The organism is Methylobacterium sp. Leaf88, from assembly GCF_001422795.1.
In the GTDB taxonomy this organism is placed as follows: Bacteria; Pseudomonadota; Alphaproteobacteria; order Rhizobiales; family Beijerinckiaceae; genus Methylobacterium.
On sequence record NZ_LMMK01000012.1, the window covers coordinates 188277 to 209649 of the forward strand.

Sequence of the window (21373 nt, forward strand, 5' to 3'; positions counted from 1 at the left end):
ACGCCCCGTGTAAATACATTATCCTTCAGCGCATCCTCACGCAGAGATCACCATGTCCAACACCCCCGTCTTCGCTTCGGCCGCGGTCGCGGCGCCCCACCGCCTCGCCGCCCAGGCCGGGCAGCACGTCCTGGCGCAGGGGGGCAACGCGATCGAGGCGATGATGGCCATGGCCGCCGCCATCGCGGTGGTCTACCCGCACATGAACGGGATCGGCGGCGACGGCTTCTGGCTGGTACGCGAACGCGGCGGGCGGGTGCGCGGTATCGAGGCTTGCGGCCCGGCCGGCCAGAACGCCACGATCCGGCGCTACCGGGAGAAGGGCTACGAGGTCCTCCCGTCCCGGGGCCCGGATGCGGCGCTCACCGTGGCGGGCGCCATCGGCGGCTGGCGCCTCGCCCTCGACCTGTCGAAGGCGCTGGGTGGCCGCCTACCCCTCTCCACCCTGCTCGCCGACGCGATCCGCCATGCCCGGGACGGCGTCGCGGTCTCGCCCTCGGAGGCGCGCTACGTCCCGAAGGAGCTCGACACGCTCCACGACCAGCCGCACTTCGCGGAGACCTTCCTCGACGGCGGCAAGCCGTTCGCGGCCGGCGCCCTCCGCAAGCTGCCGGCGCTCGCCGGCACCCTGGAGCAACTGGCCCATGCGGGTCTCGACGACTTCTACAAGGGTGACCTCGGGCGCGAAATCGCCGCCGACCTCGACCGCCTCGAAACGCCTGTCACCCGGGCCGACCTCGAAGCCTATGCGCCCCGTGAACGCGCGCCGCTCGCGATCCGCCGCCGGGATGCCATGCTCTACAACTTCCCGCCGCCCACCCAGGGCATCGCCGCGCTGTTGATCCTCGGCATCTTCGACCGCCTTGGGATCGACCGGCCCGAGACCACCGCGCATTACCATGGGCTGATCGAGGCCACGAAGCGCGCCTTCGCGATCCGCGACCGGATCGTGACCGACTACGATCGGCTGGCCGTCGACCCCGCCAGCTTCCTGACGCCGGAGCGCATGGACCGCGAGGCGGCACAGATCGACATGCGCCGGGCCGCGAGCGTGCCCCTGCGCAACCCCGGCGAGGGCGACACCGTCTGGATGGGCGCCATCGACCGCGACGGCCTGGCGGTGTCCTACATCCAGTCGATCTACTGGGAATACGGCTCCGGCATCGTGTTGCCGAAGACCGGCATCCACTGGCAGAACCGGGGGACCTCGTTCTCCCTCGACGCCACGGCGGTGAACCCGCTGGAACCCGGCCGCCGCCCGTTCCACACCCTGATTCCGGCCCTCGCCTGCTTCGACGACGGCCGCGTGATGTCCTACGGCAGCATGGGCGGCGACGGGCAGCCGCAGTTCCAGTCGCAGATCTTCGCGCGCTACGCCGATTACGGCATGGACCCGGCGGCCGCTGTCGACGCGCCGCGCCTTCTCTACGGCCGGACCTGGGGGGCCGAATCCCTCACCGTGAAGGTGGAGGACCGCTTCGACCCGGCCTGCATCGCCGCGCTGCGCAAGCTCGGACACGAGATCGAGGAACTCGGCGGCGCCTACATCGACTCCCTCGGCCATGCCGGCATGCTCGTGCGTCACGCAAGCAACGGCGCGATCGCCGCGGTCCACGATCCGAGATCCGACGGTGGTTCGGAGGGGCTGTAACTTCCCCTGATCTTCGCGGCTGGGTTGCGTCATAAGACGAGATAGAGCAACGACTTGGCACCATCCTTGCGAAGGCCGGTCCATCGCAAGGAGCGAATAATGGATACGACCCTTTCCCGCCAACGCTGGCTGCAACTCGGCCTCGGGCTGATCGCCATGATGGCGATCTCCAGTCCGCAGTACGTCTGGACGCTCTTCACCAAACCGCTGATCGCGACGACCGGCTCGACGCTGCCGCAGATCCAGTGGACCTTCACGATCCTGATCGTGCTGCAGACCTTCTTCTCGCCGGTACAGGGCTACCTGATCGATCGGTTCAGCCCCAAGCTGATGATCGCGCTGGGGGCCGCCCTGTCCGGCCTCGGCTGGGTCCTGGCTGCCCGGGTCGACACCCTGCTGGGTGTCTACGCCACCTATGGGCTGTTCTGCGGCCTCGGCACCGGCATCGTCTATGTCGGCATCGTCGGCCTGATGGTGAAGTGGTTTCCCGACCGGCGCGGCTTCGCCGTCGGCGTGGTCGCGGCCGGTTACGGCATGGGCGCCATGCTGAGCACCTTCCCGATCAGCGACATGCTCACCGCATCGGGCTACCGTCACACGCTCACGGTGTTCGGCATCGTGCTCGGAGCGATCGGAGCGCTCGCGGCCCTCGGTCTGCGCGCACCGCGCGCCGGTGAGGTTCTGCCGCCCCCGGCCGTCAACCTGTCGACCTGCGTCCACGACACCCCCCCGCGGGTGATGCTGCGGACGCCGCTGTTCTGGCTGATGTTCGTGATGATGACGATGATGTCGACCGGCGGCCTGATGGTGGTGGCCAACTTCGCCTCCTTCGCCCGCGACTTCGGTGTCGCCGATGCGATCATCTTCGGCTTCGTTGCCCTGCCCTTCGCGCTGACCTTCGACCGCATCACCAACGGCCTGACCCGCCCGTTCTTCGGCTGGGTCTCCGACAAGATCGGTCGCGAGAACACCATGGGCATCGCCTTCGCGGCCGAAGCGGTGGCGATCGCCCTGCTCCTGGTGTTCCGCGAGAACGCCTACGCCTTCGCGCTGCTCTCCGGCGTGGTGTTCTTCGCCTGGGGCGAGATCTTCTCGCTGTTCCCCTCGATCCTTACCGACACGTTCGGCACCAAGCATGCCACGACGAATTACGGCTTCCTCTACATGGCCCAGGGCATCGGCTCGCTCTTCGGCGGCCCGATCGCGGCTTGGATCTACGCCGTGCAGGGATCGTGGCTGCCGGTCTTCGCGATCATCATCACCCTCGACGTGCTGACCGCGATCCTCGCCTACTTCGTGCTGAAGCCGATGCGTCGGCGCTGGCTCGACGGAAGCGTCGAACCGGTGCTCGTGGGCAAGCCCGCCATGGCCTGATAGGCGACACAGCGAGAGCGCGTCGGCGACGCGGACGGGGCAACCCGTCCGCGTTTCGCTGTGCGGGGATCGTCAGGGCCGATGGGCGATCGGCCGAGGCGGTCCGCCCTCGGGGGTTACCCAGTCCTGTGCGTTCCGGAGGCGAATGCCGCTGGCGTGCAGGCTCGATCGCCAGATCGGCGCGAGCGGGGTGAGACGGGGCAGCATGCGAAGCTCCACACCCGCCATCGCCATTGTAGCCGGCAGATCGGGGAGGCTGTCACGGCTGTCTGGAATGACAGCGCGCCGCGAGACCCAGGTGCCGGGATCTCCGGCAGGCTCGAACGCTTCGGATGGCATCCCATAGCGGTGGAGCGTCCCGGATCGGATCCGGTCCATCCAGGCTTCTTCCACATAGGCGACGGCGCGGCCCGCGACGTCCCCGAACCAGGTCCGCCGGTCCTCCGGCGAGGTCTCGGCGGTCGGCCAGATCACGATCCGGGGACAGTCGCGGGGGAAGAGGTAGAGCAGGCTGTGGGCGGCGTCGATCGCCCAGACCAGGGGGCCGTTCAGCCAGGCCCGGTCCGGACCGCGATCGATGGGGACCCGAACGGGACGCGGCACGAAGAGCCGGATCGCCGGATCCTCGCTGAAGTGGAACAGGCCGGGTGCGCGCCCCGCGGCGTCGCCCGGGCGGGTCACCGCGTGTTGCGGAAGACCTGCAGGTCGAGGTCTCGGACCTTCTTGCGCAGGGTGTTGCGGTTCACGCCCAGCAGCTCCGCCGCCCGGATCTGGTTGCCGCGGGTGGCGGCCAGCGCCGCACCGATCAGCGGCCCTTCGATCTCGCGCAGGATGCGGTGGTACAGGCCCGGCGGAGGCAGCGTGTCCCGGTATCCGCTGAAATACTCGGCGAGGTGGCGCTCCACCGCCCCCGACAGCGTCTCGGCCTCGCCGGGTGGCTTGCGGGCGCCGGCCGCGCCGTTCGGCTGGCTCTGGGCCAACGGCAGGGTGTCGAGCTCGGCCTCGATGACGGGCCCGGTGATCGTCTCCTGCGGGTAGAGGGCCGCGAGGCGCCGGACGAGGTTCTCCAGCTCGCGGACATTGCCGGGCCAGCGATAGCGCTTCAGCCGCTCCATCGCCTCGCCGTCGAGCTGCTTGCGGCTCAGGCCCTCGCGCTCCACCAGGATGAAGAAGTGGCGGATGAGGTCGGGCACGTCCTCGGAGCGCTCGCGCAGGGCCGGCAGGCGCAGGGGCACCACGTTCAGCCGGAAGAACAGGTCCTCGCGGAAGATTCCCTGCTGGATCGAGACCCGCAGGTCCTTGTTCGTCGCTGCGATGATGCGGACGTTGGTCTTGATCGGCACCCGGCCGCCGACGGTGGTGTACTCGCCCTGCTGCAGCACGCGCAGGAGGCGGGTCTGTGCCTCCATGGGCATGTCGCCGATCTCGTCGAGGAACAGCGTGCCGCCCTCGGCCTGCTCGAAGCGGCCGGCCGAGCGCGACAACGCGCCTGTGAAGGCTCCCTTCTCATGACCGAACAGCTCGGATTCGATGAGGTCGCGCGGGATGGCGGCCATGTTCACTGGCACGAACGGGCCGGTCCGGCGCCGTCCGTAATCGTGCAGCGCCCGGGCGACGAGCTCCTTGCCGGTGCCGGACTCGCCGGTGATCATCACGGTGAGGTCGGTCGGCATCAGCCGGGCCAGCGCCCGGTAGATCTCCTGCATGGCCGGCGAGCGCCCGACCAGGGGGATGTCCTCGTTGCCCGGGTCGGCCCCGGCGGGTGCGGTGCCGCGCGGACGGGACAGGGCGCGCCCAACGATGGCGATCAGCTCCTTCAGGTCGAAGGGCTTGGGCAGGTATTCGTAAGCACCCCGCTCGGACGCGCGGATCGCCGTCATGAAGGTGTTCTGCGCACTCATGACGATGATCGGCAGCTCCGGCCGCACCCGCTTGATGCGCGGCAGCAAGTCGAAGACGTTCTCGTCCGGCATCACCACGTCGGTGATGACGAGGTCGCCCGCGCCTTCGGCGACCCACCGCCAGAGGGTGGCGCAATTGCCGGTCGAGCGGACCTCGTACCCGGCCCGCGACAGGGCTTGGTTGAGGACGGTGCGGATGGCGGCGTCGTCATCCGCGACGATGATGTGTCCGTTGGGCATGACGCGACTCTACAGCTCCGCGGACGATTCGCGCCCGTCGCGGGCGCTCGACATGGGGAGAAGAAGGCGGAACGTGGTTCGGCGGGGGACCGGATCGCACTCGACGATCCCGCCATGGTCGCCGATGATCTTGGCGACTAATGCAAGTCCGAGGCCGGAGCCTTGCGCCTTCGTCGTGACGAAGGGATCGAACAGGTCGGGCAGCAGGTCCGCCGAGACGCCGGGACCGTTGTCCCGCACAGCGACCTCGATCGGCAGGCTGACGCGCTCGCGCGACCCCGGCACCTGCAGGCGCAGGCCGGTGCGGAAGGCCGTCGACAGGGTGATCTCGCCGTCGACCGCGTCGGCGCCGATGGCCTCGGCAGCGTTCTTCACGAGGTTCAGGATCACCTGCACGAGCTGGTCTCGGTTGCCCAGCACCGGCGGCAGGGAGGGATCGTAGGTTTCGACGAAGCGGATATGGCGGGCGAAGCCCGACTGTGCCGAGCGCTTCACCTGGTCGAGCACGCCGTGCACGTTGACCGAGCCGCGCTCCACCGGGCGCTCATCCCCGAACAGCTCCATGCGCTCGACGATGCGTACGATCCGGTCGGATTCGTCGCAGATCAGGCGGGTCAGGAGACGATCGTCCTCGTTGCCCGACTGCTCGAGGAGCTGGGCCGCCCCGCGGATGCCCGCGAGCGGGTTCTTGATCTCGTGGGCCAGCATGGCGCCGAGCGCCACCATGGAACGTGCCGCGCCCCGATGGGTGAGCTGGCGGTTCATCTTGTCGGCGATGGTGCGTTCCTGGAGCATGAGGACCACGGCTTCTTCGTCGTCGCCCAGGGGCGTCGCGAAGACGTCGACGCTGCGCTCGAGGCCCGAGCGCGGCTGCACCAACTCCACCCCGTACTCGCTGACGCTGGCCCGGCGCCGCCGCACCTCCGCCACCAGGGCGATGATCGGCGAGGCGAAGGGGATGATGTCCGAGAGGCGCCGCCGCTGCATCAGCCGGGCGGAATGATCGAAGAAGGTCTCGCCGGCATGATTGACGTGGAGGATGTGGTCGTCCGCCCCGACCGTCAGGACCGGCAGCGGCAGGGCGTTGATCACCGCCTCGTTGGTGGGGATGGCGTCGGGTCGCATGGCACCGCCGCGCCCCGAGATCGGCTTGTCCGAGCTCATGCGGCCTCCCCGATAGCGTGCGGCAGTATCCCGCCGCAATCCGCGCCGAAGGCCCGGCCCAGGAGGGTGGTGGCGACCGCCGGGTCTGTGGTGGTGAGAAGGCGCATCCGGTCCTCGGCCGAGAGGCCGCCGCCGGCCTCCGCATAGGCTGCCAGGTGCTTGCGGGCGTGGCGCACGCCCATGCGCAGGCCGTAGAGGGCGAGGAGGCCTTGATAATGCTCCACTGCCAGGGCGGCCTTCTCGGCACCCGACAGGACGGGCGCGGGCTGGCCCGCGAGGCCGGCGGCGAGGGCGCCGACGAGCCAGGGCCGTCCCACCGCCGCCCGCCCGACCATCAGGCCGGCGGCGCCGGAGCGCGCGAGGCAGGTTCGCGCCTCGGCGAGGGTGGCGATGTCGCCGTTGGCGATGACCGGAATGGCCACAGCCTCGACCACGGCGCGGATCGCGACCCAATCGGCCTGGTCCTTGTAGAATTGCTGCCGCGTCCGGCCGTGCACCGTCACGGCGTTCAGCCCGAGCCTCTCGGCCCGACGCGCGAGGTCGGGGGCATTGAGGTTGGCGTGGTCCCAGCCGAGCCGCATCTTCACCGTGACGGGGACCCGCACGGCCCCCCGCACGGCGGCGAGGATGCGGGTCGCCCCCTCGATGTCGCGCATCAGCGCCGAGCCCGAGGCGACGCCGGTCACCACCTTGGCCGGACAGCCCATGTTGATGTCGATCACGTCCGCCCCGTTGGCTTCTGCGATGCGCGCGGCCTCCGCCATCGGCTCCGGGGCGCAACCCGCGAGCTGCACAATGTGCGGATCGACGCCGCTGCCCTCCGCCCGCAGCCGAGCTTCCTGGTCGCCGCGAGCGAGTTCCGCGGCGGCCACCATCTCGGAGACGACCGCGCTCGCACCGAGGCGTCGCGCGATGCGTCGGACATGCAGGTCGGTGACGCCGGACAGCGGCGCCAAGAGGACCGGAACGGGTCGCTCGCCGCCGGGGGGCGCGAGGCCGCCCTCGGTCTCCGACCCGCGGAGAAAGCTCAAATAATCATCAGCGCACATTGTGCTCAACAAATAGACAAATCGGCGGGCCGCGCAAGCGATTCCCGGGATTTGATTTCAGCTTCTCCCGCGCTTAAACGACAGACCGCCCATCGGTGGGCCACCGAGCCATTCGCATCGCGCGCGCGTGGGACTGGTCGGTGCGCGAATCTTCACACACCCGAAGCGCGGGAGCATACCCATGTCCGGTACCGCGTGGAATGCGGCAGCGGTGGTCGTCGCCGCCGGTCGCGGCATCCGCATCGGGGGCGACACCCCGAAACAGTACCGCCGCGTCGGCGGCCAGGCGGTGCTGACCCGGACGCTGGCGGCCCTGGCGGCCCATCCGGGCATCGGTCGAATCCAGCCGGTGATCGCCCCGGACGCCGCGGACTTCTATCGCGCCTGCCTCGACGATCTCGACGCCGCCATCCGGGACAAGCTCGCCGATCCCGTGCCCGGCGGCGCCACCCGCCAGCAATCGGTCCGCGCCGGACTCGAGGCCCTGGACGGAGCCGGCGCACCGGATCTCGTCCTCGTTCACGACGCCGCGCGTCCGCACGTGGATGTGGCCCTGATCGAGCGCGCGCTGGTGGCCGGCCGCGACCATCGCGCCGCCGTGCCGGGCATCGCCGTCACCGACACGATCAAGGTGGTGGAGGACCTCGGCGACGGCACCGGCCGGGTCCGCGAGACGCCGCAGCGTGAGGGCCTGCGCGCGGTTCAGACGCCCCAGTCCTTCGCCTACGGCCCGCTGCGCGACGCCCATCGCCGCGCGGCCGAGGCCGATCTGCACGCCTTCACCGACGACGGGGCCCTCGCCGAATGGGCCGGCTTAGCCGTCGTCGTCTTCGAGGGCGACCCGCGCAACCGCAAGATCACCCAGCCGGCCGACCTGATCGAGGCCGATCGCGGCTTCTCCGGCCAACACCCCACCGCCCTGAGCGAGGCCCATCCCATGACCACCTACGTCACCCGCCTCGGTACCGGCTTCGATGTCCACGCCTTCACGGAGGGCGACCATGTCTGGCTCGGTGGCGTGAAGATCCCGGCGGACCGGGGCGTCCTCGCCCACTCGGACGGCGACGTCGCCCTCCACGCCCTCACCGATGCCCTGCTCGGTGCAATCGCGGACGGCGATATCGGCACCCATTTCCCGCCGAGTGACGAGCAGTGGCGCGGCGCCTCGTCCGACCGCTTCCTCGCCCATGCGGTGGACCTGGTGCGAGCGCGCGGCGGCAAGATCGACCACCTGGACATCACCGTCCTGGCCGAGGCCCCGCGCATCGGCGCGCATCGCGAAGCCATCCGCGCCCGCATCGCCGAGATCGCCTGCGTGCCGCTGAGTTCCGTCTCGATCAAGGCGACCACCACCGAGAAGCTCGGCTTCATCGGCCGCGCCGAGGGCCTCGCCGCCCAGGCCGCCGCCACGGTGCGGCTGCCCGAGATGACGGCCGAGCTCAACGCCGCCGACGAGACGTCCGAGCGCCGCGCGTGATCGACGATCCCGCCCTGCTGGCCCGGGCGGAGGTGCTTGTCGCCGCCTACGCGGCGGCGGGCCTGACGGTCGCCACGGCCGAATCCTGCACCGGCGGCCTCGTCGCCGGGCTGCTCACCGCGATCCCGGGCTCCTCGGCGGTGGTGGAGCGTGGCTTCGTCACCTACTCGAACGCCGCGAAATCCGAGTGCATCGGCGTACCCGCCGACCTCATCGCCGCCCACGGCGCAGTGAGTGCGCCGGTGGCCCGCGCCATGGCCGATGGGGCCCTGGCCCATGCCCGCGCCAGTGTCGCTGTCGCGATCACCGGTATCGCCGGGCCCGGCGGCGGCAGCGCCGACAAGCCGGTCGGCCTCGTGCATTTCGGTCTCGCCGCCAGGGGCAACACCGTGCGCCACCTGGAGCGTCGCTACGGCGACCTCGGCCGTACCGAAATCCGCCGGCAGGCGGTGGCCGATGCGCTCGGCCTCCTCGAATCGGTCCTCGCACCTACGTCTTGAAACCGACACGCCCGACTGCCAGGATGCCACTCACGGCGCACCCACGCCGTGTTCGTCCGCGAACCCATGGGGAGGCTGCATGACATCGATATCGTTCGCCGCCCCGGCCCGCCCGCGCCGCGTGCGCCTGCCGGTCTGACGTCGCCGCGCGCCTGAGCGCGCCAGCGCGTCCCCGTTCCGTCCCCCCTTCTTCGGCCACTCGCTGCGGCGCCCGGGCCGTCCACGGAGTCGGCGCGCGTTCCGCGCCGTGATCGCGTCCATGATTCTCGACCGCCTGAAAGGCGCGAAGGCCTATCGGGCCGTTCTCGCGTTCCTCGTCCGCCAGTGGCGCAGTCGGCTCCGCCTCCTCGGCGGTGTCGTCGCGGCGATCGTCGGATCGACCCTGGCCGACGTGTTCCTGCCCCTGTTCGCCGGTCGGCTGGTCGACGCGCTCTCGGCCGTCGACCGCGCGTCGGCCCGCTTGGATGCCCTCGTCGCCTTCGCCGCCATGGGCGGCCTCGGGCTCGTCACCCTGGGTCTACGTCACGTGGCTTGGTCCCTGGTGGTGCCGCTCACCCTCTCGACCATGCAGACGGTGGCACAGGCAGGCTTCCACCGGGTTCAGCGCCTTTCCACCGAGTGGCACGCCAACAGCTTCTCGGGCTCCACCGTGCGCAAGGTCTCGCGCGGGATGTGGGCCCTCGAAGGCCTGAACGACACGCTGCTGCTGGAACTGCTGCCGGCCTTCGTGGTGCTCGTCGGCACCATGTTGCTCCTCGGCTTGCAATGGCCCGTGATGGGGCTGGTGATCGGCCTCGGCTCGCTGATCTATCTCGGCATCGTCGTGGCCCTCGCCACGCGGGTCATCGCACCGGCGGCCCAGCTCTCCAACGTCTGGGATTCCCGGCTCGGCGGAGCCCTGAGCGACGCAGTCGGGGCCAATGCGGTGGTCAAGGCCTTCGGCGCCGAGGCGCGCGAGGATGCGCGCCTCGCGCGGCTCCTCGGCAAGTGGAACCGGCGCACGCACCGCACCTGGATGCGGATCACTTGGAGCATCACGGCGCAGTTCGCGCTGCTCCTCCTGCTGCGCACGGCGATCGTCGGCACGGCCATGTGGCTGTGGTGGACGGGGGCGGCGACTCCCGGTGACGTGGCGTACGTGCTCACCACCTACTTCGTGGTGCATGGCTACCTGCGGGACATCGGCAGTCAGATCAACCGGGTGCAGCGGGGGGTGAACGAGATGGAGGAACTCGTGGCCCTCGAGGCCGAGCCCTACGGCGTCGCGGATCGGCCGGGCGCCACGGCGCTCGTCGCAAAGGGCGGCGACCTCCGGTTCGACCGCGTCACCTTCCACTATGCCGGGCACGCGACGCCGCTCTATCGCGACCTCTCGGTGCACATCCCCGCCGGGCAGCGGGTCGGGCTCGTCGGCCGCTCGGGCTCCGGCAAGACGACCTTCGTCAAGCTGGTACAGCGCCTCTACGACGTCACCGGCGGCCGCGTCTGCATCGAGGGGCGGGACGTCGCCGGCGTGACGCAGGCGTCCCTGCGCGCCCACATCGCCATCGTGCCGCAGGAGCCCGTCCTGTTCCACCGGTCGCTGGCCGAGAACATCGCCTATGCCCGCCCCGGGGCCTCGGCGGACGAGATCGCGCGCGCGGCCCGCCTCGCCAACGCACACGACTTCATCGCCCGCCTGCCTCAAGGCTACGCCACTCTGGTGGGCGAACGCGGCGTCAAGCTCTCGGGCGGCGAGCGCCAGCGGGTAGCGCTGGCCCGCGCCTTCCTGGCCGACGCGCCGATCCTCATTCTCGACGAGGCCACCTCGAGCCTCGACTCGGAATCGGAGGCGCTGATCCAAGAGGCGATGGAGCGGCTGATGCGCGGGCGCACGGCCATCGTGATCGCGCACCGGCTCTCCACCGTGCGCGCGCTCGACCGGATCCTCGTCTTCGACGGCGGCCGCATCGTCGAGGACGGGACCCACGACGACCTGCGGGTTCGGCCGGGGGGACGCTACCGCGCCCTGTTCGAGCGCCAGGCCAGCGGCGGCGTGGTGGCGGCGTGAAGGGCGGCGCGGCTCAGGCCGCGCCGTAGACCCGGTTCGCCCGCGCCTCGAAGGCGTCTGTGAACTTGCGGAAGGCGCGATCGAACATCGTGCCCATGAGCATCCCGAGCGTCCGGCTCTTGAACTCGTAGGTGATGAAGAAGTCGATCGTGCACGCCCCGTCCTCGGCTTCCTTGAAGGCCCAGCGGTTCTCGAGGTGGCGGAACGGGCCGTCGATGTACTCGGCGACGATGCGTAGGTTCTGGGGGTCGAGGGTGACGCGCGTGGTGAAGCGCTCGCGGATCGCCTTGTAGCCGACGCCCATCTCGGCCACGAGCACCTCCGTGCCGTCCGCCCCCGGCTGGCGCCGGAGCACACGCAGGGATTCGCAGAGGGGCAGGAAGTCCGGGTAGCGCTCCACGTCGGCCACGAGGTCGTACATCTGGCGCGGCGAGTGGTGCACCGCGCGGTTGATCCGGAATGAGGGCATCGAGACTCTAGGCGTTGGCGATGCGGGCGAGACGGGCCGCCTTCAGCTTTGCGAAATCCTCTCCGGCGTGATGGGAGGAGCGGGTCAGGGGCGTCGCCGAGACGAGGAGGAAGCCCTTGGTGTAGGCGGTGGTTTCCAGGCCCCTGAACTCGTCCGGGGGCACGAAGCGCACCACCTCGTGGTGCTTCTTGGTCGGCTGGAGGTACTGGCCGATGGTAAGGAAGTCGACATCCGCCGAGCGCAGGTCGTCCATGAGCTGAACCACCTCGTTCCGTTCCTCGCCGAGGCCGACCATGATGCCGGACTTGGTGAAGATGGTCGGGTCGAGTTCCTTCACGCGCTGGAGCAGGCGCACCGAGTGGAAGTAGCGCGCGCCGGGGCGGACCGTGAGGTAATTACCCGGCACGGTCTCCATGTTGTGGTTGAACACGTCGGGCCGGGCCGCGACCACGATCTCAAGGGCGCCGGCTTTGCGCAGGAAATCCGGGGTGAGCACCTCGATGGTTGTGGCGGGGCTGCGCGCGCGGATCGCCCGGATGGTGCGGGCGAAGTGCTCGGCGCCGCCATCGGCGAGATCGTCGCGATCCACCGAGGTGATCACCACGTGGTGCAGGCCGAGCTTGGCAACGGAATCCGCGACCTTGTCGGGTTCGCCCACATCGAGGCCCTCCGGCAGGCCGGTGCGCACGTTGCAGAAGGCGCAGGCCCGCGTGCAGGTGTCACCCATGATCATGAAGGTGGCGTGCTTCTTCTCCCAGCACTCGCCGATGTTGGGGCAGCCGGCCTCCTCGCAGACCGTGACGAGGCCGTGCTCGTGGACGATCCTGCGCGTGTCCTCCCAGCCCTTGGAGCCGGGGGCCTTCACGCGAATCCAGTCGGGCTTGCGCTGAATCGGCTTATCGGGCCGGTGCGCCTTCTCGGGGTGGCGCGGACGCTGGTCGTTACGAAGGAGGTCGAGGACGACGGCCATGACAATCCACGGGATTCGCCCGCGAGACGCCGGCGCGTGCCCAGGACTTAAGGCGTGACGCCCCCGACCGCAAACCCGCCGCGGCGGAACGGCGCGACAGGGGCCGTCGTTCGTCAGCTTCGCCGCCGGCTCAATACCGGCGTCCGGCCACCGTCGGGTCGATCGTGGCCATGAGGATCGCGCCGACCGTCGCCGAGATCGGGTTGTGCGAGAATCCGAAGATCGGGATGGGCCGCTTGTGGGCGAGGCCGTTGCCGAGTCGGCCGCCGAGGATCCCCGTCACGATATTGGCAAGGCGATCCACGTTCGCCGCGGTCAACCGCTCGGCGAGCCATCCCGCCAGCGCCCCGACGACGATCGCCATGAGCAAGGCGACGCCGGGCTGACCCAGGGCGCCGTAGACGTGTCCATCCAGCGCGGGCTCTCCTGTGCGCGGCACGCGATCGTTCCGGTCGGCGGGCGCTCGGGTGTTGCCTTGGCCGGCGGCTTGCGAGGCGGGCGCTCGGCGCGGCCGCGGAGGAGGGGCTGTGCCGCTTGGGTCGTAGCGCGGGATCAGGTGTGGATCACCTTCCCGTACGCATCCAGCACGCTCTCGTGCATCATCTCGCTGAGCGTCGGGTGCGGGAAGACCGTGTGCATCAGGTCTTCCTCGGTGGTCTCCAGGTTCATGGCGACGACGTAGCCCTGGATCAGCTCGGTGACTTCGGCGCCGACCATGTGGGCGCCCAGCAACTGGCCGGTCTTGGCGTCGAAGATCGTCTTCACCAGGCCGTCCGGCTCGCCCAGCGCGATGGCCTTGCCGTTGCCCGCGAAGGGAAACCGGCCGACCTTCACGGCGAAGCCCTGCTCCTTGGCCTTGGCCTCGGTGAGGCCCACCGAGGCGATCTGCGGCTGGCAGTAGGTGCAGCCGGGGATCTTGGCCTTGTCCATGGCGTGGGTGTGAAGGCCCTTGATCGTCTCGACGCAGAGCACGCCCTCGTGCTCGGCCTTGTGGGCGAGCATCGGTGGCCCGGCGACGTCGCCGATGGCGTAGACGCCGGGCACATTGGTGCGCCCGAGGCCGTCGGTGACCACGATCCCGCGCTCGATGGTAACCCCGAGAGTCTCGAGTCCGATGCCCTCGATGTTGCCGACGACGCCCACCGCCGAGATCAGCTTCTCCGCCGTCAGTTGCTGGGACTTGCCGTCCCCCGTCTCGATCGTCGCCGTAACGGCGTCGGCGGACTTCTCTACCTTCGTCACCTTGGTGCCGGTGAGGATCTTGATGCCCTGCTTCTCGAAGCGCTTACGGGCGAGGCCAGCGATTTCGGCGTCCTCCACCGGCAGGATCTGCGGCAGCAGCTCGATCACCGTCACCTCGGCGCCCATGGTGCGGTAGAACGAGGCGAACTCGATGCCGATGGCGCCGGAGCCCATGACCAGCAGGCTCTTCGGCATCGTCTCTGGCACCATGGCCTCGTAGTAGGTCCAGATCTGCTTCTTGTCCGGCTCGATGCCCGGTATGGCGCGGGGCCGCGCTCCGGTGGCGACGATGATGTGCTTGGCCGAATAGGCGCCCGCCGCCAGAGCGCCCTTGGGGGCCGGGGCGCGGGTGGTCTCCTTGACGGTGACTTGGCCCGGCTGATTACCCTTGGCGGCCGCCGTGATGGTGGCCTCGCCCCAAATCACGTCGACCTTGTTCTTCTTCAGCAGCATGCCGACGCCGCCGTTCAGCCGGGTCGAGACCCCGCGCGAGCGCTTGACGATTGCCGCGGTGTCGAATCCAACCTTCTCGGCCGACAGGCCGTAATCGGAGGCGTGCTGCATGTAGTGGTAGATCTCGGCCGTGCGCAGCAGCGCCTTGGTGGGGATGCAGCCCCAGTTCAGGCAGATGCCGCCGAGATGCTCGCGGTCCACCACCGCCGTCTTGAACCCGAGCTGCGCCGCCCGAATCGCCGCCACGTAGCCGCCGGGGCCGGCGCCGATGATGAGGATGTCATAGGTGTCGGCCATTGGGCGCTCCTACGTCCTCCACGCACTGGGAGGGACCGGGGTGGGGGTGATTCAGCCGTATTCGCCAGGCGGACGCTCCGTCCCGCCTAAACCAGCATCCCCATGGGGTTCTCGATCAGCGCCTTGAACGCCGAGATCAGTTCGGCGCCCAACGCTCCGTCGAGGACGCGGTGGTCGCAGGACAGGGTGGTGGTCATCACCTGGGCCACGGCCGGGGCGCCGTCGCGGACCACGATGCGCTTCTCGCCCGCACCCACCGCCAGGATCGAAGATTGCGGCGGGTTGATCACCGCCGTGAAGTGCTTGATGCCGAACATGCCGAGGTTGGACACGGAGGTGACGCCACCCTGGTATTCCTCGGACTTCAGCTTCTTGGCCCGCGCCCGGGCGGCGAAGTCCTTCATCTCGTTGGAGATGGTGGAGAGCGTTTTCTGGTCGGCCCGGCGGATCACCGGCGTGTACAGGCCGCCGTCGATGGCGACCGCCACGCCGACCTCGGCATTGTCGAAGCGCAGGATCCGGTCCTCGGCCCAGACGGCGTTGGCCGCCGGCACCCGCATCAGGGCGAGGCCCATCGCCTTGATGACGAAGTCGTTGACCGAAAGTTTGAACAGAGGCTTGCCGTCCTTGGTCTTGCCAGCGCTCGTGTTGAGCTGTTCGCGCAGGGCCATCAACGCATCGAGCTCGCAATCCACCGTCAGGTAAAAGTGCGGCGCCAGCTGCATCGCCTCGGTGAGGCGTTTGGCGATGGTCTTGCGCATGCCGTCGAGGGGGACTTCCTCGTAAGTGCCCTTCGGGTAGAAGCCGCGTACCTGGTCCGCGGAGAGGCCGGCGGGGGGCGCCGCCTTGGCGGGGGGCGGTGTGGCCTGCGCGGGCGCCGCTTGCGGGGCCTCGACGGGCTTCGGCGCGGCGGCGGGGGCCGCCTTGCCGGTTCCAGCCGCGAGCGCCGCGCGGACGTCGCGCTCGATCACCCGCCCGCGCGGGCCGGAGCCCGTCACTGCGCCGAGATCGACGCCTTCCTGTTTGGCGACGCGGCGGGCCAGCGGCGATGCGAAGACGCGTCCGACCTCGTTCGAGGGCGCGGCGCCGGGGCTCGCGCCCTCGCTCTTGCCGCCCGTGGGCTTCGCGCCGTCCGGGGCCTCGTTCACCCGGGCGTAGGACATCGTTCCGCCGCCGGGCGTGGCGTTCTCGGCGGTCGCCTCCGCCTTGGGGGATTCGGCCTTCGAGGCCTCGGCGCCCCCGCCGCCGGGGGCCTGCACGCTGGCCGGGTCCTCGCCGTCCGCCGCGATGATGGCGATCAGGTCGTTCACCGGCACGTCGGCCGTGCCCTCGGCCACCAGGATCTTGGCAAGCACGCCCTCGTCGATGGCCTCCACCTCCATGGTCGCCTTGTCGGTCTCGATCTCGGCGAGCACGTCGCCGGACTTCACCGCGTCCCCCTCCTTCTTAAGCCACTTGGCGAGGTTGCCCTTCTCCATCGTGGGCGACAGGGCGGGCATCAGGACGTTGATCGGCATGGGGGGAAATCCTGATCGTCAGCGGGCGATATCGGGGGAGCGGCGGTCAGTTCAGAATCGGCGCGTCGGGGTCGAGGCTCTCGGCTTCGAAGCCGGCGCGGATGCGCGCGAAGGCGTCATCCTCCGACATCTCGGTCTCTAGCGCGTAGACCCGCGCCGCCTGACGGGCGAGATCGGCGAGGAGGCGCCCCCAGGTGGCTGCGTCGTCGAAGGAGCGCCGCAGGGCAATGCTCACGGCCCCGTCGACGACGCTGGCGCGAAGGACCTCGACGCCACCGTTCTCGAGGGCATCCGGCGGGGCGGACAGTTCTTCGAATTTGTCGGTCATCATCTCGTCTCCGGTCTCCCCCCGGACGGGGAGAGTGGGAGGGGAACGCGCGCGGCCCTCAGCGGTAGCAGACCGCCTTTGCCGCCTCGATCACCTCGGCGACGTTGGGGAGCGCCAGCTTCTCGAGGTTGGCGGCGTAGGGCATCGGCACGTCCTTGCCGGTGACTCGCAGGACCGGGGCGTCGAGGTAGTCGAAGGCATCGACCATCAGGCGGGCCGAGATCTCGGCGCCGATGCCCGATTGCGGGAAGCCCTCCTCCACGGTGACGCAGCGGCCGGTCTTCTTCACCGATTCCACCACCGTTTCGGTGTCCATCGGGCGCAGGGTTCGCAGATCGATCACCTCCGCCTCGATACCCTCCTCGGCGAGGGCCTGCGCCGCCTTGAGGGCGTAGGTCATGCCGATGGAGAACGACACGATGGTCACGTCGGTGCCGGGACGGTGAATCCGCGCCTTGCCGATCGGCAGCACGAAGTCGTCGAGCTTCGGCACCGGGAAGCTCTGTCCGTAGAGGATCTCGTTCTCGAGGAAGATGATCGGGTTGGGATCGCGGATGGCCGCCTTGAGCAGGCCCTTGGCGTCCGACGCGGTGTAGGGCGCGATGACCTTCAGGCCGGGCACGTTGGAGTACCAGGCCGAGTAGTCGTGGCTGTGCTGGGCGCCGACGCGGGCGGCCGCACCGTTGGGGCCGCGGAACACGATGGGACAGCCGAGCTGGCCGCCGGACATGTAGAGGGTCTTGGCCGCCGAGTTTATGATGTGGTCGATCGCCTGCATGGCGAAGTTGAAGGTCATGAACTCCACGATGGGACGCAGGCCCGTGAAGGCCGCGCCGACGCCGATGCCGGCGAAGCCGTGCTCGGTGATCGGGGTGTCGACGACGCGGCGGGCGCCGAACTCCTGCAGCAGCCCCTGCGTGATCTTGTAGGCGCCCTGGTACTCGGCGACCTCCTCGCCCATCACGAAGACGGCGTCGTCCTTGCGCATCTCCTCGGCCATGGCGTCGCGCAGGGCCTCGCGGACGGTCGTCGAGACCATCTCGGTGCCCTCCGGAAACTCCTCCATGACCGGCGCCGGCGCCTTGTTGGTGATGGTGGCGGGGGCCGCCGGGGCCCTGGGCGCGTCGTCGCCGGTCTTGGCGCTCGGGGCCGGCTTCTCGGCTTGGCCCTCGGCCTGCATGTCGGGCGCCGGAGCGGGCTGCGCGGACGTCTCGGGTTTCGGGACACCGCCGCCAGCGGACGCTGCCGAAACGTCCTCGCCCTCGGCGGCGATGATCGCGATCGGCGTGTTGACCTTCACGCCCTCGGTGCCCTCCTCGACGAGGATCTTGGCGAGCACGCCCTCGTCGATGGCCTCGACCTCCATGGTCGCCTTGTCGGTCTCGATCTCGGCCAGCACGTCGCCGGATTTGACCGGGTCACCCGCCTTCTTCAGCCACTTCGAGAGCTTGCCCTCCTCCATGGTCGGGGAGAGGGCGGGCATCAGGATGTCGGTCGCCATGAAATACTCGTCGATCGAGGATGAGGCGGTCAGCCCTTCGGAGACGGGGGGTGCGGCCGCATGCGCGGGATGCCGCCCCATCTCCGACACATGATGGGTCTCAGGCGCGGGCTTCCAGCAGGATGTCGGTCCACAGCTCGGACGGATCCGGCTCGGGATCGTGCGTGGCGAACTCGGCGGATTCGTTCACGGTTTCGCGCACCTTGGCGTCGGCGGCCTTCAGCTCGGCCTCGGGCACCCCGTGCATCTCGATCAGGCGCTTGCGCACCATCTCGATCGGGTCGTGCTCCTCGCGCATCTTCGAGACCTCGTCCTTGGTCCGGTACTTGGCCGGGTCGGACATCGAGTGGCCGCGATAGCGGTAGGTCTGCATCTCGAGGATGTAGGGGCCCTCGCCCGAGCGAGCGTGCTGGATCGCCCGGGTCGCCGCCTCGCGCACGGTGCGCACGTCCATGCCGTCCACCTGCTCGCCGGGGATGCCGAAGGAGATGCCGCGCCGGGAGAAGTCGGTCTGGGCCGAGGCGCGAGCCACCGAAGTGCCCATGGCGTAGCGGTTGTTCTCGATCACGTAGACCACCGGCAGCTTCCAGAGCTGCGCCATGTTGAAGCTCTCGTAGACCTGGCCCTGGTTGGCCGCACCGTCACCCATGTATGTCAGGCTGACGTTGCCGTTCTTCTTGTAGGCGTCGGCAAAGGCCAGCCCCGTCCCAAGCGAGACCTGGGCGCCGACGATGCCGTGGCCGCCGAAGAACTGCTTTTCGTGGGAGAACATGTGCATCGAGCCGCCCTTGCCGCGGCTGTAGCCGCCGCGCCGGCCGGTCAGCTCGGCCATGACGCCCTTCGGATCCATGCCGCAGGCGAGCATGTGGCCGTGGTCTCGGTACCCGGTGATGACCTGGTCGCCGTCGACCGAGGCCATCTGCATGCCGATGACCACCGCTTCCTGGCCGATGTAGAGGTGGCAGAAGCCGCCGATCAGGCCCATGCCGTAGAGCTGTCCGGCCTTCTCCTCGAAGCGCCGGATCAGCAGCATCTCGTGATAGGCGTGGAGATCTTCCTCGCGGGTGAACTGCGGCGCGTTCGGGGCCGGCGCGTGGGTTTCGGCCGCGCCCGTGGGCTTCGCCCCCCCGGATCGCTCAGCCCCCGCCCGGCTTATGTCGGAGGCGGCTTGGCCTGCATCCTTCGCGGCATCCATCGGCAACTCCCCGGGACCATCTGTTCACCCGGGGTTCTAGGGCACGCCCGAAGTGAAAGCGAGGCCGCCCACCCGACAGAACGGGGAAGTTGTCAGTTGCGAAGCGCCTGCGCGGGCGACGGGTTTCGCCGTCCGGGGCCGATCAGGGATCGATGATGACCACGTCGTTGGCATGGACACGGCCGAGCATGACGCGGGCGCGCTCCTCCAGGAGGTCGCGATCGATCTGATCGCTGCGCAGCAGGGCCACCCGGTGCTCCCAGATCGTCCGGTCCGCCTTGGCGGCGTTGAGCTCCTGATTCAGGGCGCGGGCCTGGACCTTGAGGGCGCGCTTGGCCTCGAGGCCGCGGTTGCCGCTTTCGGCCTGATGCACGAAGAAGCCCACGACGAGGCCCGACACGGCGTAGAGGCCGAGGGGCATCAGAACAGCACGGACGCGACGACGGACCACCATGCCGGCACGATGCACCCACAGGGTTAAGGAAGTGCTGACGGAACCGCGAAGGGTCGCCCTGCGCAGGGGGGCCCCGAGCCGATGATGCGCTTCGATCTGGTCGATCTCTCGCTGTTCCGGCACGTGGTGGAGGCGGGCTCGATCACCCACGGCGCGGCCCGGGCGAATCTCGCCCTCGCCGCCGCCTCCGTGCGCATCCGCGCCATGGAGGAGACCCTCGGGGCCGCGCTGCTGACGCGGGGGCGCCAGGGGGTGGTGCCGACGCCGGCGGGGCGGTCGCTCCTCGCCCATGCGCGCGGGCTCCTCGACGGGATCGACCGGATGCAGGAGGACCTGGCCGCCTTCTCGGGCGGCACCGTGGGGCAGATTCGCCTCGTCTCGAACACCAACGCCCTCACGGAATTCCTGCCCGAGGTCCTGAGCGCCTTCCTGGCCCGTCAGGCCGGTGTCAGCGTGGACATCGAGGAGCGGACCTCGGATGAGATCGTCGGGCTGGTGGCCGAGGGCTCGGCCGATCTCGGTATCGTCGCCGGCACCGTCGATACCGGCGCCTTGGAGACCTATCCGTTCCGGCAGGACCGCTTCGTCATGGTGGCGGCCACCGGGCACCCCCTGGCGGCGCGCGCCTCGGTCGCCTTCGCGGAGGTGATCGAGCATCCCCTGGTCGGCCTCGACCGGACCAGCGCCCTCACCCGCTTCCTGGCCGACAAGGCCGCGCGCACGGGCCGGCCTCCGATGCGCCTCCGGGTGCAGCTGCGCAGTTTCGACGCGATCTGCCGGCTCGTGGCCTGCGACGTCGGCCTCGGCATCGTCCCCGAGACCACTGCGGCCCGTGCCGCGCGCACCATGGCCCTCGCCATCGTGCCCCTGGAGGATGCCTGGGCCCTGCGCGATCTCACGATCTGCCTGCGCTCGCTGGACGATCTGCCCCGGTTCACGCGGGATTTTGTGGCTCACCTGCGCGGTTGAGGCGGCTTTCGGACCCCGGGGGCTCCCATCCGGGGCGCGGCTTCGGTACAAACCGGCTCGGGCTCCCGTTCGAGGGCGCCATTGTTCGGGGGAGTTCGCCGGCCACATGCAGGATTCGACGTCCTCCGCGCCCGACACCTCCCTGGTCGATCCCGACGTCCACGTGGAGAGCTTCCGGCAGGCCCGCGAGGCGCGCCGGCTGGAACTCGTCGAGGATTACGTCGAGCTCATCGCCGACCTGATCGGTGATGGCGGCGAGGCGCGGCAGGTGGATATCGCCGCGCGCCTCGGCGTGGCCCAGCCGACCGTCGCCAAGATGCTGAAGCGCCTCGCCGAAGACGGCCTCGTGCAGCAGCGCCCCTATCGGGGCGTCTTCCTCACGGAGGCCGGGCAGGCCCTGGCCGTGCAGAGCCGCGAGCGCCACCGCATCGTCGAGCAGTTCCTCTGCGCGCTCGGTGTCAGCCCCGAGATCGCCCGCCGCGACGCCGAGGGCATCGAGCATCACGTCAGCGCCGAGACACTGGAAGCCTTCCGTCTGTTCACGGCCAGATCCGCCTAGGGTCCGTTCGGAT

At 69.7% G+C, this 21373-nt stretch carries 20 protein-coding genes; 7 read left to right on the top strand and 13 right to left on the bottom strand.

The annotated features are described in order from the left end of the window. Positions 1-52 precede the first annotated feature (52 nt). On the top strand, positions 53-1651 hold the full coding sequence (locus ASF20_RS07255; RefSeq protein WP_056272482.1) for a gamma-glutamyltransferase family protein: 1599 nt from the start codon (positions 53-55) through the stop codon (positions 1649-1651). Positions 1652-1750: 99 nt separating this feature from the next. After that, positions 1751-3025, top strand: coding sequence for an oxalate/formate MFS antiporter (gene oxlT / locus ASF20_RS07260; RefSeq protein WP_056272485.1), 1275 nt, complete (start codon positions 1751-1753; stop codon positions 3023-3025). 72 nt (positions 3026-3097) lie between these two features. Here oxlT and ASF20_RS07265 read toward each other — a convergent pair whose 3' ends face one another. From ASF20_RS07265 to dusB, 4 genes are read right to left on the bottom strand one after another with little or no spacing between them, the layout of a single operon-like run. Beyond that, positions 3098-3706 carry a DUF6886 family protein gene (locus tag ASF20_RS07265; RefSeq protein ID WP_244476351.1) on the bottom strand — a complete coding sequence of 203 codons (609 nt, stop codon included), beginning with the start codon at positions 3704-3706 and terminating at the stop codon, positions 3098-3100. Next, entirely contained in the window at positions 3703-5166 is a 1464-nt protein-coding gene (gene ntrC / locus ASF20_RS07270; RefSeq protein ID WP_056272488.1) for a nitrogen regulation protein NR(I), read from the bottom strand. Before ntrC ends, ASF20_RS07265 begins: the two co-directional genes overlap by 4 nt. 9 nt (positions 5167-5175) lie before the next feature. Further along, positions 5176-6291 carry an ATP-binding protein gene (locus tag ASF20_RS07275; protein ID WP_056211472.1) on the bottom strand — a complete coding sequence of 372 codons (1116 nt, stop codon included), beginning with the start codon at positions 6289-6291 and terminating at the stop codon, positions 5176-5178. Positions 6292-6326: 35 nt separating this feature from the next. Continuing rightward, positions 6327-7379: a tRNA dihydrouridine synthase DusB gene (dusB, locus tag ASF20_RS07280; protein WP_056272493.1), complete on the bottom strand. Its 1053-nt coding sequence runs from the start codon at positions 7377-7379 to the stop codon at positions 6327-6329. A gap of 181 nt (positions 7380-7560) precedes the next feature. On the opposite strand from dusB, the gene ASF20_RS07285 reads away from it, so the two are divergent. From ASF20_RS07285 to ASF20_RS07295, 3 genes are all read left to right on the top strand, one after another. Further along, positions 7561-8856: a bifunctional 2-C-methyl-D-erythritol 4-phosphate cytidylyltransferase/2-C-methyl-D-erythritol 2,4-cyclodiphosphate synthase gene (locus ASF20_RS07285; RefSeq protein WP_056272497.1), complete on the top strand. Its 1296-nt coding sequence runs from the start codon at positions 7561-7563 to the stop codon at positions 8854-8856. Then, positions 8853-9356: a CinA family protein gene (locus ASF20_RS07290; protein WP_056272500.1), complete on the top strand. Its 504-nt coding sequence runs from the start codon at positions 8853-8855 to the stop codon at positions 9354-9356. The genes ASF20_RS07285 and ASF20_RS07290 overlap by 4 nt, the downstream gene beginning before the upstream one ends. Before the next feature lie 259 nt (positions 9357-9615). Continuing rightward, positions 9616-11406: an ABC transporter ATP-binding protein gene (locus tag ASF20_RS07295; RefSeq protein WP_056272504.1), complete on the top strand. Its 1791-nt coding sequence runs from the start codon at positions 9616-9618 to the stop codon at positions 11404-11406. A 13-nt stretch (positions 11407-11419) separates the two neighbouring features. Here ASF20_RS07295 and ASF20_RS07300 read toward each other — a convergent pair whose 3' ends face one another. From ASF20_RS07300 to ASF20_RS07340, 9 genes are all read right to left on the bottom strand, one after another. Next, entirely contained in the window at positions 11420-11875 is a 456-nt protein-coding gene (locus ASF20_RS07300; protein WP_056272507.1) for a type II toxin-antitoxin system RatA family toxin, read from the bottom strand. Positions 11876-11882: 7 nt separating this feature from the next. Continuing rightward, a complete protein-coding gene (gene lipA / locus ASF20_RS07305) occupies positions 11883-12845 on the bottom strand; it encodes a lipoyl synthase (RefSeq protein WP_056211279.1) in 963 nt (320 codons plus the stop codon). Positions 12846-12975: 130 nt separating this feature from the next. Next, positions 12976-13284 carry a GlsB/YeaQ/YmgE family stress response membrane protein gene (locus ASF20_RS07310; protein ID WP_244476352.1) on the bottom strand — a complete coding sequence of 103 codons (309 nt, stop codon included), beginning with the start codon at positions 13282-13284 and terminating at the stop codon, positions 12976-12978. A gap of 113 nt (positions 13285-13397) precedes the next feature. Then, positions 13398-14837, bottom strand: a complete 1440-nt coding sequence (gene lpdA / locus ASF20_RS07315) for a dihydrolipoyl dehydrogenase (RefSeq protein ID WP_056272510.1) — start codon at positions 14835-14837, stop codon at positions 13398-13400. Positions 14838-14923: 86 nt separating this feature from the next. Further along, positions 14924-16354: a pyruvate dehydrogenase complex dihydrolipoamide acetyltransferase gene (locus ASF20_RS07320; protein ID WP_056272514.1), complete on the bottom strand. Its 1431-nt coding sequence runs from the start codon at positions 16352-16354 to the stop codon at positions 14924-14926. 46 nt (positions 16355-16400) lie between these two features. Next, entirely contained in the window at positions 16401-16682 is a 282-nt protein-coding gene (locus ASF20_RS07325; protein WP_056211469.1) for a DUF5076 domain-containing protein, read from the bottom strand. A gap of 58 nt (positions 16683-16740) precedes the next feature. Then, positions 16741-18183, bottom strand: coding sequence for a pyruvate dehydrogenase complex E1 component subunit beta (locus tag ASF20_RS07330; protein WP_056273658.1), 1443 nt, complete (start codon positions 18181-18183; stop codon positions 16741-16743). A 100-nt stretch (positions 18184-18283) separates the two neighbouring features. Further along, positions 18284-19378, bottom strand: a complete 1095-nt coding sequence (pdhA, locus tag ASF20_RS07335; RefSeq protein ID WP_056272515.1) for a pyruvate dehydrogenase (acetyl-transferring) E1 component subunit alpha — start codon at positions 19376-19378, stop codon at positions 18284-18286. 142 nt (positions 19379-19520) lie between these two features. Next, complete coding sequence (locus ASF20_RS07340) at positions 19521-19832, bottom strand: septum formation initiator family protein (protein WP_056272518.1); 312 nt, start codon at positions 19830-19832, stop codon at positions 19521-19523. Positions 19833-19913: 81 nt separating this feature from the next. Here ASF20_RS07340 and ASF20_RS07345 point away from each other — a divergent pair, with 81 nt between their 5' ends. Both ASF20_RS07345 and mntR read left to right on the top strand, forming a co-directional pair. Continuing rightward, positions 19914-20801 carry a LysR substrate-binding domain-containing protein gene (locus ASF20_RS07345; protein ID WP_200917646.1) on the top strand — a complete coding sequence of 296 codons (888 nt, stop codon included), beginning with the start codon at positions 19914-19916 and terminating at the stop codon, positions 20799-20801. A gap of 106 nt (positions 20802-20907) precedes the next feature. Further along, positions 20908-21360 carry a manganese-binding transcriptional regulator MntR gene (mntR, locus tag ASF20_RS07350; protein WP_055953004.1) on the top strand — a complete coding sequence of 151 codons (453 nt, stop codon included), beginning with the start codon at positions 20908-20910 and terminating at the stop codon, positions 21358-21360. The last annotated feature ends 13 nt before the right edge of the window (positions 21361-21373 follow it).

Bases quoted from the DNA above. Each gene is read 5' to 3' on its own strand.
- ASF20_RS07330 (WP_056273658.1), bottom strand. From the start codon at position 18,183: ATGGCGACCGACATCCTGATGCCCGCCCTCTCCCCGACCATGGAGGAG.
- oxlT (WP_056272485.1), top strand. From the start codon at position 1,751: ATGGATACGACCCTTTCCCGCCAACGCTGGCTGCAACTCGGCCTCGGG.
- lpdA (WP_056272510.1), bottom strand. From the start codon at position 14,837: ATGGCCGACACCTATGACATCCTCATCATCGGCGCCGGCCCCGGCGGC.
- mntR (WP_055953004.1), top strand. From the start codon at position 20,908: ATGCAGGATTCGACGTCCTCCGCGCCCGACACCTCCCTGGTCGATCCC.
- dusB (WP_056272493.1), bottom strand. From the start codon at position 7,379: ATGTGCGCTGATGATTATTTGAGCTTTCTCCGCGGGTCGGAGACCGAG.
- pdhA (WP_056272515.1), bottom strand. From the start codon at position 19,378: ATGGATGCCGCGAAGGATGCAGGCCAAGCCGCCTCCGACATAAGCCGG.
- ASF20_RS07285 (WP_056272497.1), top strand. From the start codon at position 7,561: ATGTCCGGTACCGCGTGGAATGCGGCAGCGGTGGTCGTCGCCGCCGGT.
- ASF20_RS07300 (WP_056272507.1), bottom strand. From the start codon at position 11,875: ATGCCCTCATTCCGGATCAACCGCGCGGTGCACCACTCGCCGCGCCAG.
- ASF20_RS07320 (WP_056272514.1), bottom strand. From the start codon at position 16,354: ATGCCGATCAACGTCCTGATGCCCGCCCTGTCGCCCACGATGGAGAAG.
- lipA (WP_056211279.1), bottom strand. From the start codon at position 12,845: ATGGCCGTCGTCCTCGACCTCCTTCGTAACGACCAGCGTCCGCGCCAC.
- ntrC (WP_056272488.1), bottom strand. From the start codon at position 5,166: ATGCCCAACGGACACATCATCGTCGCGGATGACGACGCCGCCATCCGC.
- ASF20_RS07325 (WP_056211469.1), bottom strand. From the start codon at position 16,682: ATGACCGACAAATTCGAAGAACTGTCCGCCCCGCCGGATGCCCTCGAG.
- ASF20_RS07255 (WP_056272482.1), top strand. From the start codon at position 53: ATGTCCAACACCCCCGTCTTCGCTTCGGCCGCGGTCGCGGCGCCCCAC.
- ASF20_RS07275 (WP_056211472.1), bottom strand. From the start codon at position 6,291: ATGCGACCCGACGCCATCCCCACCAACGAGGCGGTGATCAACGCCCTG.
- ASF20_RS07295 (WP_056272504.1), top strand. From the start codon at position 9,616: ATGATTCTCGACCGCCTGAAAGGCGCGAAGGCCTATCGGGCCGTTCTC.
- ASF20_RS07345 (WP_200917646.1), top strand. From the start codon at position 19,914: ATGATGCGCTTCGATCTGGTCGATCTCTCGCTGTTCCGGCACGTGGTG.
- ASF20_RS07340 (WP_056272518.1), bottom strand. From the start codon at position 19,832: ATGGTGGTCCGTCGTCGCGTCCGTGCTGTTCTGATGCCCCTCGGCCTC.